Raw genomic sequence first — 15,089 nt, 5'->3', positions numbered from 1 at the left:
CTACGCGCCGCAGGAGCGCAGAAACGCTCGCGTGCGGCGGGCGATGGGGAGGGGGCGGTCCGGGGGGCACGGGTACATGTCCTGCTCGACGATGGCGAAGAGGTCGACCCCCAGCCCCTGCGCCGCCGCAAGCACCGGCTCCAGCGCCGGCACCCCCCGCGGGGGCTCGCACATCACGCCCTGCCGGACCGCCGGCCCGAACGGCGTGCCCCGCTCGATCACGCCCGCCAGCACCGCCGGGTCCACCTGCTTGAGGTGGAGGTAGCCGATCCGCTCGCCGTAGGTCTCGATGAGCTTGACGCTGTCCCCGCCGCAGTAGGCGTAGTGCCCGGTGTCCAGGCAGAGACCGACCAGCCCGGGATCGGTCGCGTCCAGGAAGCGCTCGACGTGCGCCTCGGTGTCGATGTGGGTGTCGGCGTGCGGATGGACGGCGAGGGCGAGCCCGTAGGCGTCGCGCACCTCGCGGGCCAGGCGCTCCATGCCGGAGGCGAGGTGCCGCCACTGCTCGGCGGTGAGTTCGGGCGCCTCCAGGGGCTCGGCGGTCCGGTCGTCGCGCCAGAAGGCGGGGATGACGACGAGATGGCGCGCGCCCACCGCCCGGGCCAGCCCGGCGACCCGGGCGACCTGCTCCCAGGTCTCCTCCCAGACCGCGGGCCCCCGGTGCAGGGCGGTGAAGACCGTGCCGGCCGAGACCTTGAGCCCGCGCCGGTCCGTCTCCGCGCGCAGCAGTCCGGGATCGGTCGGGAGATAGCCGTACGGGCCCAGTTCGATCCACTCGTAGCCCGCCTCGGCGACCTCGTCGAGGAAGCGTCGCCAGGGGACCTGGGCCGGGTCGTCGGCGAACCAGACGCCCCACGAGTCCGGCGCGGAGCCCACGCGGATGCGGTCCAGGACGGGCGGCTGCTGGGGGGAGGAACGGGCGGCGGCGTCCATGCGGCGGCTCTCCTCTCGCCGGTCGGTGTCGACCGGGCAAGGGCTGGGGTTGCCGGTAGCTTCACGGCTGGCCGGAAAGGTGTCAAGGTTTCGTCAGGACATATGGACGTAACGTCATGGCTGACCACGGGCGGCGTGGGACGTCCGTATGTAAGGACAAATCCTTGACATGGCGCCGGGCCCCCGGCTAGACCTTGCCCCATCGGTCCACGTCCACGACCGGACCGGAGGGGAGCAACTGCCATGACCGGGGCCACCGGCCCGTACGACCTCATCACCATGGGCAGGCTCGGAGTGGACCTCTATCCGCTCCAGACCGGGGTGCCGCTGGCCCGCGTCGAGACGTTCGGGAAGTTCCTCGGCGGCTCCGCCGCCAACGTGGCGGTCGCCGCCGCCCGCCTCGGCCGCCGCACCGCGCTGATCAGTCGTACCGGCGACGACCCCTTCGGCGGCTATCTCCACGACGCGCTGCGCGACTTCGGCGTGGACGACCGCTGGGTGACGCCCGTGGCCGCCTACCCCACGCCCCTCACCTTCTGCGAGATCCACCCGCCGGACGACTTCCCGCTCTACTTCTACCGCCGCCCCAAGGCGCCCGACCTGGAGATCCACCCCGGCGAACTCGACCTGGACGCCGTCCGCGCCGCCCGGATCTTCTGGATGACCGGCACCGGCCTGAGCGAGGAGCCCAGCCGCACGGCGACGCTCGCCGCGCTCGGGGCCCGGGACCGGAGCGGGATCACCGTCTTCGACCTCGACTGGCGGCCCGTGTTCTGGTCCGGCGGCCCGGAGAGCGCCCGCCCGCACTACGCCGCCGCCCTCGCCCACGCCACCGTGGCCGTGGGCAACGCCGACGAGTGCGAGGTCGCCACGGGCGAGCGCGAACCGCACGCCGCCGCACGGGCCCTGCTGGCCGCCGGGGTCGAGCTGGCCGTCGTCAAGCAGGGCCCCGAGGGCGTCCTCGCCGTCCACCGCGACGGCACCACCGCCGCCGTGCCGCCCGTGCGGGTGGAGGTCGTCAACGGGCTCGGCGCGGGCGACGCGTTCGGCGGCGCGCTCTGCCACGGTCTGCTCGCGGGCTGGGACCTGGAGCGCGCCGTGCGCTTCGCCAACGCCGCCGGGGCCGTCGTCGCCTCCCGGCTCGCCTGCTCCTCCGCCATGCCGACCCGCGACGAGGTCGCCGAACTGCTGAAGGGCTCCGCGTGACCATCCGTATCCCCGACCTGGTGACGGTGCGGACCAGGCACCCCGAGGCCGTCGCCGAGGCCGCCGCCCGGCGCACCCGCCGCCCCCTCCTCGGCGACAGCGGCCGGCTGATGATCGTCGCCGCCGACCACACCGCGCGCGGCGCACTGGACGCCGGCGGCCGCCCGCTGGCCATGGCCAACCGGGCCGAGCTGCTGGAGCGGCTCTGCATCGCCCTCTCCCGCCCCGGCGTCGACGGGGTGCTCGCCACCGCCGACATCCTCGACGACCTGCTGCTCCTCGGCGCCCTGGAGAACAAGGTCGTCATGGGCTCCATGAACCGCGGCGGCCTCTTCGGCGCCTCGTTCGAGATGGACGACCGCTTCACCGGGCCACGCGCGGAGGACCTGGTCCGGCGGGGCTTCGACGCCGGGAAGCTGCTGCTGCGCATCGACTACGACGACCCCGGCTCCCTCACCACGATGGAGGCCGCCGCGCGGGCGGTCGACGAGATGGCCGCCCACCGGCTGCCGGTCTTCGTGGAGCCCTTCCTGTCCCGGCGGGTCATGGCGGGCACGGTCCGCAACGACCTCTCCGCGGAGGCCGTCACCACCTCCCTCGCCATCGCCTCCGGGCTGGGCGCGACCTCGGCGTACACCTGGCTGAAGGTGCCGGTCACGGACGACGTCCGGGACATGGCACAGGTACTGGGGACCACCACCCTGCCCGTGGTGCTGCTCGGGGGCGACGTCGGGGCCGACCAGGACGCGATGTACGAGCGGTGGCGGGTGGCGCTGAGCCTGCCGACGGTGCAGGGGCTGGTGGTGGGGAGGACGCTGCTCTATCCCCCGGACGGGGACGTGGCGGCGGCCGTGGACACGGCGGTGGGTCTGCTGTGACGGGCCGATGCGCCCTGCGGTGCCGAACTCACGTCACCAGGCAAGGAACCCCATGACCTGCACCCTCGACCTCGACATCACCCCCGAGTCCGCCCGCTGGTCCCACTCCTCCCTGCGCGTCCTCACCCTGCCCCCCGCCGGCACCCACACCCTCACCGCCGGCGACAGCGAATGGATCGTCCTGCCGCTCAGCGGCGGCTGTACCGTCCGCACAGAAGGCCGGACCTTTGAACTCCACGGCCGGGAGAGCGTCTTCACGGGCGTCACCGACTTCGCCTACGTCCCGCGCGACGCGCACGCCACCCTCACCTCCCCCGGCGGCGGCCGCTTCGCCCTCGCCGGAGCCCGCTGCACCCGCCGCCTCCCCGCCCGTTACGGCCCCGCCGAGACCGTACCCGTCGAGCTGCGCGGCACCGGCACCTGCTCGCGTCAGGTCAACAACTTCGCCGCCGCCGACACCTTCGCATGTGACAAGCTCATCGCCGTCGAAGTCCTCACCCCGGGCGGCAATTGGTCGTCCTACCCGCCCCACAAGCACGACGAGCACCACCCGGGCCGGGAGTCACAGCTCGAAGAGATCTACTACTTCGAGATCGCCGAAGGACCGGGCGGCACCCCCGGCCTCGGCTACCAGCGCGTGTCCCCCTCGCGCGAGCACGGCACCGACGTCCTCGCCGAAGTCCGCACCGGCGACACCGTGCTGATCCCCGACGGCTGGCACGGCCCCTCCATCGCCGCGCCCGGCCACGACATGTACTACCTCAACGTCATGGCGGGCCCCGGCGCCGAGCGGGAGTGGCTCATCCGCGACCACCCCGACCACGCCTGGATCCGCACCACCTGGCCCGATCAGCCCGTCGACGCCAGGCTGCCGTTCTACCGACCGGGAGGGGACCGATGACCCGCCGTCTCACCGTCGCCCAGGCACTGGTGGAGTTCCTCGCCCACCAGTACACCGAGCGGGACGGCCGCCGGCAGCGGCTGATCGCCGCCTGCTGGGGCATCTTCGGGCACGGCAACGTGGCGGGCGTCGGCCAGGCCCTGCTGGAGACCGGGGACGCCCTGCCCTACCTCCAGGGCCGCAACGAGCAGGCCATGGTGCACGCCGCCGTCGGCTACGCCCGCCAGTGCGACCGGCTCTCCGCGCACGCCGTCACCACCTCCATCGGCCCCGGCGCCACCAACCTCGTCACGGGCGCCGCCCTCGCCACGGTCAACCGGCTCCCGGTCCTGCTCCTCCCCGGCGACACCTTCGCCACCCGCCCCGCCGACCCCGTCCTCCAGCAGCTCGAACACCCCGGCGCGGGCGACGTCTCCGTCAACGACTGCCTCCGCCCGGTCTCCCGGTACTTCGACCGGATCGTCCGGCCCGAGGCGCTGATCCCCGCCGCCCTGCAGGCCGTACGCGTGCTGGCCGACCCCGTCGAGACGGGGGCCGTCACCCTCGCCCTGCCGCAGGACGTCCAGGCCGAGGCGTACGACTGGCCCGAGGAGTTCTTCGCCGACCGCATCTGGCACGTCCGCCGCCCGGCCCCCGACCCCGCCGAACTCGCCGCCGCAGTACGGGCGGTACGGGCCGCCCGGCGCCCGCTGCTGATCGCGGGCGGCGGCGTCCACCACAGCGAGGCCGAGGACGCGCTGCGCGAACTCGCCGACGCCACCGGCATCCCCGTGGCCTCCACCCAGGCGGGCAAGGGCTCGCTGCGCCACGATCACCCCGCCGACGTGGGCGGCATCGGCCACACCGGCACCGCCGTCGCGGACGCCCTCGCCCGCAGCGCCGACCTCGTCATCGGCGTCGGCACCCGCTACAGCGACTTCACCACCGCCTCCTCGACCCTCTTCGCCGCGCCGGACGTCCGCTTCGTCAACCTCAACATCGCCGCGTACGACGCGCACAAGATGGCCGGGCTGCCCCTGGTGGCCGACGCCCGCACGGGCCTCGCGGCGCTCACCGAGGGGCTGCGCGGGCACCGGGTGGCCGAGGAGTACGTGCGCGCGTACACCGCCGGGAAGGCCGAGTGGGAGGCGGCGGTCGACTACGCCTACTCCTGGCGGGACGACGGCGACGGGCGGCGGCCCACCCAGGCGCAGGTCATCGGCGCGCTGGACGCCGTCGTCGGCGACGAGGACGTGGTGATCAACGCGGCCGGTTCGCTCCCCGGCGACCTGCACAAGCTCTGGCGGGCCCGCTCCCGCCGCCAGTACCACCTGGAGTACGGCTACTCCTGCATGGGCTACGAGATCCCGGCCGCCATCGGCGTGCGCCTGGCCGCCCCCGACCGCCCGGTGTGGGCGCTCGTCGGCGACGGTACGTATCTGATGATGCCGACCGAGCTGGTCACCGCCGTGCAGGAGGGGATCGCCATCAAGGTGGTGCTGGTGCAGAACCACGGCTACGCCTCCATCGGCGGCCTCTCGGAGTCCGTCGGCGCCGAGCGCTTCGGCACCGCGTACCGCTTCCGGGCGCCCGACGGCACGTACACCGGCGAGCCGCTGCCCGTCGACCTGGCGGCCAACGCGGCCTCGCTGGGGATGACGGTGCTGCGCGCCCGTACGGTCCTCGAACTGCGGGACGCGCTGGCCGAGGCGCGCGCCTCCGACCGGCCCACATGTGTCTATGTGGAGACCGAAACAGCCGACACTGTGTCCGGGGCGCCCCCCGCGCAGGCGTGGTGGGATGTGCCTGTCGCCGAGGCCGCGACCCGTCCGGCGGCCGTCACGGCCCGGGAGGAGTACGAGCGCAACGCCACCGCCCGCCGCCGCCACCTGGGGGGTGTCCCGGGGGTCGGACGTAGCATCGAACCAGAGAGGCGCGACGCATGAAGACCGTCAACCACTGGATCGACGGCAAGACCGTCGAGGGCACCTCCGGGCGGTACGGCGAGGTCACCGACCCGGCCACCGGTGCCGTCACCACCCGGGTCGCCTTCGCCTCCGCCGAGGAGGTCGACGCCGCCGTCGCGGCCGCCCGCGGCGCGTACGCGACGTGGAGCCGCTCCTCGCTGGCCGCGCGCACCGCCGTGCTGTTCCGCTACCGCGCCCTGCTGGACGCCCACCGCGAGGAGCTGGCCAGGCTGATCACCGCCGAGCACGGCAAGGTCCACGCCGACGCGCTCGGCGAGGTCGCCCGCGGCCTGGAGATCGTCGAGCTGGCGTGCGGGATCACCACCCAGCTCAAGGGCGAGCTGTCGACCGAGGTGTCGAGCCGCGTGGACGTCGCGTCGATCCGCCAGCCGCTGGGCGTCGTCGCGGGCATCACACCCTTCAACTTCCCGGCCATGGTGCCGATGTGGATGTTCCCGCTGGCCGTCGCCTGCGGCAACACCTTCGTGCTCAAGCCGAGCGAGAAGGACCCCTCGCCCGCGATCCTGCTCGCCGAGCTGGCCGCGGAGGCGGGCCTGCCGGAGGGTGTGCTCAACGTCGTCAACGGCGACAAGGAGGCCGTCGACCGGCTGCTGGAGCACCCGGACGTCGCCGCGGTCTCCTTCGTCGGCTCCACCCCGATCGCCCGCCACATCCACACCACGGCCACCGCCAACGGCAAGCGCGTCCAGGCGCTCGGCGGCGCCAAGAACCACATGCTGGTCCTGCCCGACGCCGACCTCGACGCCGCCGCCGACGCCGCCGTCTCCGCCGCGTACGGCTCGGCGGGGGAGCGCTGCATGGCGATCTCGGCGGTCGTCGCGGTGGGCGGCATCGGGGACGAGCTGGTGGCGCGGATCCGCGAGCGCGCCGAGAAGATCAAGATCGGCCCGGGCGACGACCCGGCCTCGGAGATGGGCCCGCTGATCACCCGGGCCCACCGCGACAAGGTCGCCTCGTACGTGCACGGGGCCGCGGCCCAGGGCGCGGAGGTCGTGCTGGACGGCACCGGCTTCACGGTGGACGGCTACGAGAACGGCCACTGGATCGGCCTGTCCCTGCTCGACAAGGTGCCCACCACCGCGGACGCCTACCGCGACGAGATCTTCGGCCCGGTGCTGTGCGTGCTGCGCGCGGAGACGTACGAGGAGGGGGTGGCCCTCATCAACGCCTCGCCGTGGGGCAACGGGACCGCCGTCTTCACCCGCGACGGCGGTGCCGCGCGCCGCTTCCAACTGGAGGTGGAGGCCGGGATGGTGGGCGTCAACGTGCCCATCCCGGTGCCGGTCGGCTACCACTCCTTCGGTGGCTGGAAGCACTCGCTCTTCGGCGACCACCACGTGTACGGCAACGACGGCGTGCGCTTCTACACGCGCGGCAAGGTGATCACAACGCGCTGGCCGGACCCGGAGGACGGCGGAGTGGACCTGGGCTTCCCGAGCCACCGCTGACGGAGGGCGGGGCCCGGTGCGGCCCCGCCTCCCTGGCCGCTACCAGTCGAACCCGGCCTCATAGGTCACGTCGGCCAGCGTCTTCTGCCCTGCGGCGCTGGGGTGGAAGTAGTCGATGTCGCTCACGTCGGCGGTGGTGAAGCGGTGGTCGAAGACCGCGTCGTCGTCGTAGCGGCAGCCGGAGTCCTCGGCGCACACCCGGGCGAGGGCCGCGTTGTAGTCCATGATCCGCTCGCGCACCCGCTCCCGGCGCGTCTCGTCCTGCGGCGCCCGGGACTCGGGGTTGGCGAACATGGTGGGACAGGTGGTCGAGACGCTCCAGGACCGGCGCGCGTTCGGGTTGTCCTTGCCCAGCTCCCACAGCTGCTTGACGTCCGGGATGCTGGCGACGAACACGGAGGCCTCGGGGGCGCCCGCGCGCAGGGTGCGCAGGGCCGAGCGGAAGCGGGCCTCGAAGTCGGCGGCAGAGGTCATCCAGGACTCGGTGCCGGCGCAGGCGTCGTGGGTGCCGATCATGATCGTCACGTAGTCGATGCCGCCATGGGCGAGGGCGGTGCGCACCTGGGCGTCCAGGTTGCCCACCCTGGCCCCGGGCTTGGCGTCGTTGTAGGCCATGACGTCGGGGTTGAGGGCGTGGATCCTGGACCAGTGGCTGTTCACGGCCGGGTCGGACCCGGTGGACCAGGACTTCCAGCCGCAGCGAAGGCCTGCGGAGCAGGAGTTGACGCCCCGGCTGAGGGAGTCGCCGAGGGCGACCATGCGGGTGGGTATGGGCGGGGTGGGTCGGGGTGTGGGCTTCGGCGAGGCGACGGCGGTGCCGGCGGGCACGGCGAGGGCGAGCGCCACGGTGGCGGCCAGGGCGGCGAGGCGCGTCTTGGGCATGACTCCTCCAGGGGTGCGGGTGCGTGACGGTCACGCACGGCGCGCTCGGTGGGGGAGCACGGGGTGATTCTTCCCCCACCCCGCCCCTCCCCGAAACCGGGGCTCCGCCCCGGACCCCGGGTGGGGAACGGGGGCTGCGCCCCCTGCCCCCCGGGCCCTCGCGCTGCGCGCGGGGCCAGAACCCGGGGGCTCCGCCCCCGGATCCCCGCTCCTCAAACGCCGGAGGGGCTGAAATTGCCCCCGGGACGGAGGCAGGGGGCGTAGCCCCCGCTCCTTGCCCCGGGGGCCCGGGACTTGCCCCGGAACGGGGGCCTGGGGGGCGAAGCCCCGAACGTCGCCCCCGCGCGCAGCGCGAGGGGCTCTGGGGGCGAAGCCCCCGGTTACCGCCCGCGCGCAGCGCGGTCCCGGGGTCTGGGCCTGCAGCCCCGAACCTTGCCCCCGCGCGCAGCGCGAGGGGCCCGGGGGGCAGGGGGCGCAGCCCCCGTTCCCCACCCGGGGTCCGGGGCGAAGCCCCCCACGCGGCGGAGCCGCAAATCGATACAGCCGGGAAGGGGCGGGGTGGGGAAAGAAAACCGCCCCCCGCCCCACACAACCGGAACGTCAGACTCCACCCCACCCCGTCCACCCCGTACGCTCACCCCATGACCTGGGCGAGCGCGCTGAAAAAGACCGCCCGCGCCGGCCTGACCGTAGAACGCACCAGACTCGAACCCCTCCTCGCCGCCCGCGCCGCCTGCGCCGTAGCCATCGTCATCGGCGTCATCCTCACCCTCGGCACGCCCACCCTCGCCGTCTCCTCCGCCTTCGGCGCCTTCGCCTCCGGCCTCGCCACCTTCCAGCGGACCTGGCGCCCCCGCCCCACCCTCGCCCTCGCCGTGGCGGTCGGGCTCGGCTTCAGCACCTTCCTCGGCTATCTCGCCGCCTCCCACCACGTCCTCTTCATCACGCTGCTGGCCGTCTGGACCCTTCAGGCGGGCATGGCCTGGGCGGTCGGGCCCGTCTCGGGGCTGGTCGCCACCCAGACCATCGCGGTCATGCTCGTCACCGTCACCCTCCCCACCTCCGTCGCCGGCGCCGCCCAGCACGCCGCGCTCATCGTCTTCGGCGGCGTCGTGCAGGCGCTGCTCATCGTGTTCGTCCCCATCCGGCCCTGGGGCCGCCAGCGCGATGCGCTCGCCGACGCGCTGGCCGCCGAGGCCGACTACGCGCGCCGCCTGCGCCACGACCCGGTCGCCCGCTTCGACCCCGTGCCGCTGATGGAGGCCCGCAGCGCCGCCGAACTGACGCCCCGCCAGGCCCGCAACCGGCCCCGCCAGCTCGGCGGCCCCCGCGGCGTCGCCGAGCGCCTGCGCCCCGTGCTGGCCTCCCTCGCCGACCCCGTGGTCGGCGCCCCCGCCGAGGGGCCCGAGCGCGACCACGCCCGTGAGCTGCTGGGTGCCGCCGCCTCCGTGCTCGACGCCGTCGCCCGCGCGATCCGCCGGGGCGAGCCCGTGCGGCTGTCCCCCGAGACCATGGCCGCCCTGGAGGTCCCCGAGACCGGGCCCCGGCTCACCGGCCCCGCCCGCCGCGCCGCGCTCCGGCTGATCGCCCTGCTCGCCGACGCCGTGGAGGCCAGCGACGCGCCGGTGCGCGCCACCCGGCCCACCACCGAGCAGGAGCGCCGCCACCTGCTGCGCCCCACCGTGCCCCGGCTCGTGCCGGAGAGCCTGCGGGCGGTGCGCCGGGAGGCGCGCTGGTCCTCGCCCGTCGCCCGGCACGCCGTCCGTGTCTCGATCGTGTGCTGCGCGGGCTACGCCCTGGGCACCGTCCTGCCGCTCGGCCACGGCTACTGGGCGCCGATGACCTCGGTGATGGTGATGCGGCCCGACTTCGCCCAGACCTACCAGCGCGGCATCGCACGCTTCACCGGCACGCTGATCGGCGTCGGGATCGGCGGCGGGCTCACCGCGCTCCTCCATCCCGGCATCCGGGCCTCGGCCGCGCTGGCGGTGGTCTGCATCGGGCTGATGTACCTGCTGATGCGCACCGGTTACATCGTGGCGTCGGCGTGCATCGCCGCGTACGTCGTCTTCCTGCTCGGCATCGCGGGCGAGGGCTGGTCGCAGACCGTCCAGGACCGGCTGGCGCTGACCCTGCTCGGCGGGCTGCTGGCGATGGCCGCGTACGCGGTCTTCCCGGCCTGGGAGACGCCCCGGCTGCGCGACCGCCTCGCCGACTGGCTGAGCACCACCGGCGCCTACGCCCTCGCCGTCCTCGACGTGTACGCCCGCCCGGCCGAGCGCAGGCCGCGCCGGGTGCGCGAGGCGCTGCTGGACTCGCGGGCGGCGAGGGTGGCGTGGGAGGACACGGCCGCGCGCGCCCAGAAGGAGCCGGTGCGGCACCGGGGCATCTCGCGCACCTCGGAGCGGGCGGCGGAGTCGGCGCTCGCGACCACGGGGCGGGTCACCATGCTGATGGAGGCCCACCTCCCGGGCCGGGACGCCGAACCCGACGAGGGCGCCGGGGAGTTCGCGGCCGCCCTGCGGGCCGCGCTGCCGGACGCCGTGGCGGCCGTGCGCGAGCGGCGGCGGCCGGACTGGTCCGGGCCGCACCGGGCGCTGGCGGCCTGGCGGGAGCGGGCGGGGGACGAGGGCGTGCCGGTGCGGGGCACGGAGCTGCTGATGGACGCGCTGGACGAGCTGGCGGACGCGCTGTCACCGGGCCGGGGCGGCCGGAACCGCGCTGCGCGGCGGCCGTGACCTCCCCGTAGCGCTGCTTCTTCCGGGCTGTCAGGGCCTAGGGCGTGAACAGCCGGTCCAGCTGCGCGTCCAGCAGCCGCAGCGAGTCGGCGGGGGAGATCACCTCGAGGAGGACGTGCCCGGCGAGCCCGTCGGTCATGGCCAGCAGCAGCCCGGCCTCCGTCTCGGGGTCGCGGCCGGGAGCGGCCTCGCCGCGCTCGACGGCCTGCCGGATCTGGTCGGCGAGGATCCCCCGGAGCACCGGAATGCCCTCCTGGGCGCGGCGGCGCAGGCGTTCGTCGTGCACCGCCCGGATGGCATAGGCGAGCTGGACCAGCTGTCCGGTGCGGCTCTTGTCGTCCAGCGGCAGCAGCTCGGAGATGATCTCGCGCACCACCGCGCGGGGGCCGGGGGTGCCGGGCAGGGCCTCGATGCGCGCCTGGATGCGGCGGCCGGCGAGTTCGCCGATGTGGTCGAGGGCGAAGACGAGCATGTCGTCCTTGGTGCGGAAGTAGTGCTGAAGCCGCCCGAGCGAGATGTCCGCCTCGGCCGCGACCTCGCGCAGGCTCACGCCATCCAGGCCCCGGGTGCAGGCGATCCGCCACAGCGCCTCGGCGATGGTGCGGCGGCGTTCCTCGTGGTCGACGCGCTTGGGCACGGGATGGCGCCTTTCCCCGGGCCGTCGGGACCGGACCGGTGTTTACAGGTCAAACGTATTGCTATAGCTTAGCGCCCGTCGGGTTTCGCAATACGAATGACTTGCGAAGCGAGATGGGGGAGGGGAAGTGGTGGGAGTGACGGCGGTGCTGCGGGCGCCCGCCCATCGCGTCGACCCGCGCGCCCGGCGCTGGTGGACGGCCCAGGCGCTGGTCACGGTGACCGGGCCGCTGCTGCTGACCGCCGCCGCGCTGCTCGTGACGTCCTTCCTCTTCTTTTCCGGCGCCCTGCCGTGGCTGGCCCCGCTGACGGCGGTCGCCCTGGTGGCCCCGGCGCTCGGCTATCTCCTGGCGATGCCCGCGCGGCGGTGCCGGGTGCACGGCTGGGAGGTGGGGAGCGCGGCGGTCTACGCCTCCGGCGGCTGGCTCCGGCGGCAGCGCCGCATCGTGCCGCTCGCCCGCGTCACGGCCGTCGCCACCCGCCGCGGACCGCTGCAACGGCGGTACGGGCTGGCGACGGTGACCGTCGCGACGGGACCGGAGACGCCCGGTCTGCGGATCACGGGCGTGTCCGCAGACCAGGCCCGCCGCCTGGCCGAGCAACTGGCCGAGCGACTGGGGGATGGGGAAGCCGCATGACCGTCCTGGCCGAGGCCGACCCGCGCCGGCTGCGGTACGCACCGCTCACCTTCTGGGTGTGGGGCGGCGTCCTGACGGTGGCCGGCACGGCCTGGCGCATCGTCAGCGCGACGGGTACGAAGCCCTGGCGCACCGGCCCCGTCCGGCACTTGTGGGCCGGGCTCGGCGGGAACGGCCCGCTGTGGGTCTCGATCCCGTCGGCCCTGCTCGCCGCCACCGCGCTGGGGGTCGCGGGCGCGCTGGCGCACTACGCCGGGAGCTGGTGGGGCTACCGGCTGGAGCGCACCGCCGGGGGCGGCCTCGTCGTCCGGCGCGGCCTGCTGGGCGGGCAGACCGTCGCCATCGAGCCCGACCGCCTGTGCGGAGTGGCGCTGCGGGAGCCGCTGCTCCTGCGCGCGGGGGGCGGCGCCTCCGTACGGGCGGTCGCGGGCGGCCTGGGGGACCGGGACCGGAACCGCAAGCGCAGCATCGTGCTGCCGCCCGCGCGGCGGGCGGAGGCGGTGCGCGTGTGCACGGCGGTGCTGGGGGAGGCCCCGGGAGTGCGGGCGCTGCAGCCGGGGGGACTGCGCCCGCACCCCCGGGTCGCGCTGCGGCGGCGGGTGGTGGCCGCCCTGGGGTGGGGGGTGCTGCCCGCGGCCGTGGTGCTCGCGGTGCTGGGGTGGCTGCTGTCGCTGCCGGTGCTGCTGTACTGCGCGCTGGGCTGGGTGCTCGTCGCGGCACCCGTGGCGTACGGGCTCGCCCGGGACGCGTACCGGGCGCTGGGGCACGGGCTGCGCGGGCGTCATCTGCTGATGCGGTCCGGGACGTTCTGGCGGGAGACCGTGGCGCTCGACCGGAGTTCCGTACAGGGATGGACATTTACCGATACGCCCTTTGCGCACCGGGCAGGTGTGGTCACTCTCACTGCGGACGTCGCCGCCGGGGAGGGCGGATACCGCATACGGGACATGTCGGCGGAGGAGGCCGTCCAGTTTGCGGAATATGCGGCTCCGGGGATCGTTCGTGAGTTCTTGATCCAGACATCCGCCTGAGCCACCTGTCGTACATTCGCACCCAACTTTTTGTTATCTGCCGATCGGCGCCCGGTCTCCTTGGTGTCGGATCGAACGCCAATGTGGCGGGTGCGGAGAGAGGTGCGGGCGTGAATGGTGTGAGCGTGGCCGTGATCGAGGCGGCGCGGGCCGGGAACACGGCGGCACAGGACGAACTCGTCGCCACCCACCTGCCGCTGGTCTACAACATCGTCGGCCGGGCCCTGAACGGGCACGCGGACGTCGACGACGTCGTCCAGGAGACCATGCTCCGCGTGATCAACGGCCTCGACGGCCTGCGCGACCCGGCGAGCTTCCGCTCGTGGCTCGTGGCGATCACCATGAACCAGATACGCAGCCACTGCCGGGAGGAGCGCCCCGAGTCTCCCGTCAGTGGCCTGCAGGAAGTGGTCGGCGAGGTCGCCGACCCGAAGGCCGACTTCGTCGACCTGACGATCGTCCGGCTGGGGCTGGAGGGCCAGCGCAAGGAGGCCGCCGAGGCCACGCGCTGGCTGGACGAGGGGGAGCAGGAGGTCCTGTCCCTGTGGTGGCTGGAGGCCGCGGGCGAGCTGACCCGCGCCGAGGTCGCCGCCGCGCTGGAGCTGACCCCGCAGCACACGGCCGTACGAATACAGCGGACCAAGGCCCAGCTGGACATCGCCCGGGGCGTGGTCCAGGCCCTGGCCGCGCAGCCCCGCTGCCCGGGGCTGGCCGAGGTGGTCGCGCACTGGGACGGCGTCCCCTCCGCGCTGTGGCGCAAGCGCGTCGCCCGGCACGTCCGGGGCTGCGGCCGCTGCACGGGCGCCCTGTCGGCGCTCGTCCCGGCCGAGGGGCTGCTGGTCGGCCTGGGCCTGGTGCCGGTCGGCGCCGCGCTGCTCGCATGGTGGGGCAGCGGCTCGGCCGCACCGGCCACCGCACCGGTCGCGTACGCCACGCAGGCCCCGGCGGCGCACGGGCACCGGGCCGGCGGGCACCGGGCGGGCGGCGGCCGCCGCCGCGCGGGCGGCACCAAGTCCCGTACGGCCAGGCGGGCGGTGATCGGTGCGAGCGTGCTGGCCGTGCTCGCGGGGGGTGCGCTCGGCGGCGGCTTCCTCCTCCAGGACGACTCCGGCACCCCCACCAAGACCCAGGCCGCCGGCGACCCGGGCAACCTGCGGCAGCTCGCCGCCCAGGAGCCCGCCCCGCTGGCCACCCCGTCGCAGTCGGCCTCGCCCAGCGCATCCGCCTCGGCGAGCCCCTCGCCCAGCGCGACCCCCAGCGCCAAGCCCTCGACCAAGTCCCCGGAGCCCGAGGCGACGACCGACTCCCCCGAGCGCACCGCGGCCCCCGCCCCCACCGCGCAGCGCAAGACCCAGCCCAAGCCGCCCGCCAACCCCGGCGGCGGCACGATGGCCCAGCAGGTCGTGGCCCTGGTCAACGCCGAGCGCGCGAAGTCGGGTTGCTCGCCGGTCACCTCCAACAGCCTCCTGGACGCCGCCGCCCAGGGCCACTCCGACGACATGGCCGCCCGCAACTTCTTCAACCACACCAACCCCGACGGCAAGGGCCCGGGCGACCGCATCACGGCCGCCGGTTACCAGTGGAGCACGTACGGCGAGAACATCGCCTACGGGCAGCAGGACGCGGCGGCGGTCATGGACTCCTGGATGCACAGCGACGGCCACCGCAAGAACATCCTCAACTGCTCGTTCAAGGAGATCGGCATCGGCATCAACACGGCCCCGGGCGGGCCGCGCTGGACGCAGGTGTTCGGGGCGCAGTGATTCCCTTCCGCTCAATCCCCTGTTGATGGTTGAACTGTATGGGTGATTGACCGCCGATTTTCACGTCA

At 74.5% G+C, this 15,089-nt stretch carries 12 protein-coding genes; 9 read left to right on the top strand and 3 right to left on the bottom strand.

All coding sequences use genetic code 11. From position 1 onward, the window contains the following. The gene (locus tag AC1Z4A_RS10555) at positions 1 to 933 is read right to left on the bottom strand and encodes a sugar phosphate isomerase/epimerase family protein (RefSeq protein ID WP_483677654.1); all 933 of its coding nucleotides are present in this window, start codon (positions 931 to 933) and stop codon (positions 1 to 3) included. 243 nt (positions 934 to 1,176) lie between these two features. Between AC1Z4A_RS10555 and iolC the strand changes: the two genes are divergently transcribed. From iolC to AC1Z4A_RS10530, 5 genes are read left to right on the top strand one after another with little or no spacing between them, the layout of a single operon-like run. Further along, positions 1,177 to 2,139 carry a 5-dehydro-2-deoxygluconokinase gene (gene iolC / locus AC1Z4A_RS10550; protein ID WP_483677652.1) on the top strand — a complete coding sequence of 321 codons (963 nt, stop codon included), beginning with the start codon at positions 1,177 to 1,179 and terminating at the stop codon, positions 2,137 to 2,139. Then, complete coding sequence (locus tag AC1Z4A_RS10545) at positions 2,136 to 3,017, top strand: Cgl0159 family (beta/alpha)8-fold protein (RefSeq protein WP_483677649.1); 882 nt, start codon at positions 2,136 to 2,138, stop codon at positions 3,015 to 3,017. The genes iolC and AC1Z4A_RS10545 overlap by 4 nt, the downstream gene beginning before the upstream one ends. A gap of 52 nt (positions 3,018 to 3,069) precedes the next feature. After that, positions 3,070 to 3,918, top strand: a complete 849-nt coding sequence (gene iolB / locus AC1Z4A_RS10540; RefSeq protein WP_483677647.1) for a 5-deoxy-glucuronate isomerase — start codon at positions 3,070 to 3,072, stop codon at positions 3,916 to 3,918. Continuing rightward, positions 3,915 to 5,843: a 3D-(3,5/4)-trihydroxycyclohexane-1,2-dione acylhydrolase (decyclizing) gene (gene iolD / locus AC1Z4A_RS10535; protein ID WP_483677646.1), complete on the top strand. Its 1,929-nt coding sequence runs from the start codon at positions 3,915 to 3,917 to the stop codon at positions 5,841 to 5,843. The genes iolB and iolD overlap by 4 nt, the downstream gene beginning before the upstream one ends. Continuing rightward, the gene (locus AC1Z4A_RS10530) at positions 5,840 to 7,333 is read left to right on the top strand and encodes a CoA-acylating methylmalonate-semialdehyde dehydrogenase (protein ID WP_483677645.1); all 1,494 of its coding nucleotides are present in this window, start codon (positions 5,840 to 5,842) and stop codon (positions 7,331 to 7,333) included. Before iolD ends, AC1Z4A_RS10530 begins: the two co-directional genes overlap by 4 nt. A 39-nt stretch (positions 7,334 to 7,372) precedes the next feature. Here the strand turns inward: AC1Z4A_RS10530 and AC1Z4A_RS10525 are convergent, their stop codons facing one another. Further along, positions 7,373 to 8,215 (bottom strand): SGNH/GDSL hydrolase family protein, encoded by an 843-nt coding sequence (locus tag AC1Z4A_RS10525; RefSeq protein ID WP_483677644.1) that lies wholly within the window; start codon positions 8,213 to 8,215, stop codon positions 7,373 to 7,375. Positions 8,216 to 8,856: 641 nt separating this feature from the next. On the opposite strand from AC1Z4A_RS10525, the gene AC1Z4A_RS10520 reads away from it, so the two are divergent. Next, positions 8,857 to 10,953 carry an FUSC family protein gene (locus tag AC1Z4A_RS10520; protein ID WP_483677643.1) on the top strand — a complete coding sequence of 699 codons (2,097 nt, stop codon included), beginning with the start codon at positions 8,857 to 8,859 and terminating at the stop codon, positions 10,951 to 10,953. A 37-nt stretch (positions 10,954 to 10,990) separates the two neighbouring features. Here the strand turns inward: AC1Z4A_RS10520 and AC1Z4A_RS10515 are convergent, their stop codons facing one another. Continuing rightward, complete coding sequence (locus tag AC1Z4A_RS10515) at positions 10,991 to 11,590, bottom strand: TetR/AcrR family transcriptional regulator (RefSeq protein ID WP_483677641.1); 600 nt, start codon at positions 11,588 to 11,590, stop codon at positions 10,991 to 10,993. Between the two features lie 127 nt (positions 11,591 to 11,717). On the opposite strand from AC1Z4A_RS10515, the gene AC1Z4A_RS10510 reads away from it, so the two are divergent. From AC1Z4A_RS10510 to AC1Z4A_RS10500, 3 genes are all read left to right on the top strand, one after another. Beyond that, positions 11,718 to 12,227, top strand: a complete 510-nt coding sequence (locus AC1Z4A_RS10510; protein WP_483677639.1) for a PH domain-containing protein — start codon at positions 11,718 to 11,720, stop codon at positions 12,225 to 12,227. Then, on the top strand, positions 12,224 to 13,258 hold the full coding sequence (locus AC1Z4A_RS10505) for a PH domain-containing protein (RefSeq protein WP_483677637.1): 1,035 nt from the start codon (positions 12,224 to 12,226) through the stop codon (positions 13,256 to 13,258). The genes AC1Z4A_RS10510 and AC1Z4A_RS10505 overlap by 4 nt, the downstream gene beginning before the upstream one ends. A 110-nt stretch (positions 13,259 to 13,368) precedes the next feature. After that, the gene (locus tag AC1Z4A_RS10500; protein WP_483677636.1) at positions 13,369 to 15,021 is read left to right on the top strand and encodes a sigma-70 family RNA polymerase sigma factor; all 1,653 of its coding nucleotides are present in this window, start codon (positions 13,369 to 13,371) and stop codon (positions 15,019 to 15,021) included. Positions 15,022 to 15,089 lie beyond the last annotated feature (68 nt).

The sequence above is a fragment of the Streptomyces sp. 17_S59 genome (assembly GCF_056930295.1).
Note: the sequence above shows the minus strand (reverse complement) of the source record. Positions and strands in the feature narration are given on the sequence as shown.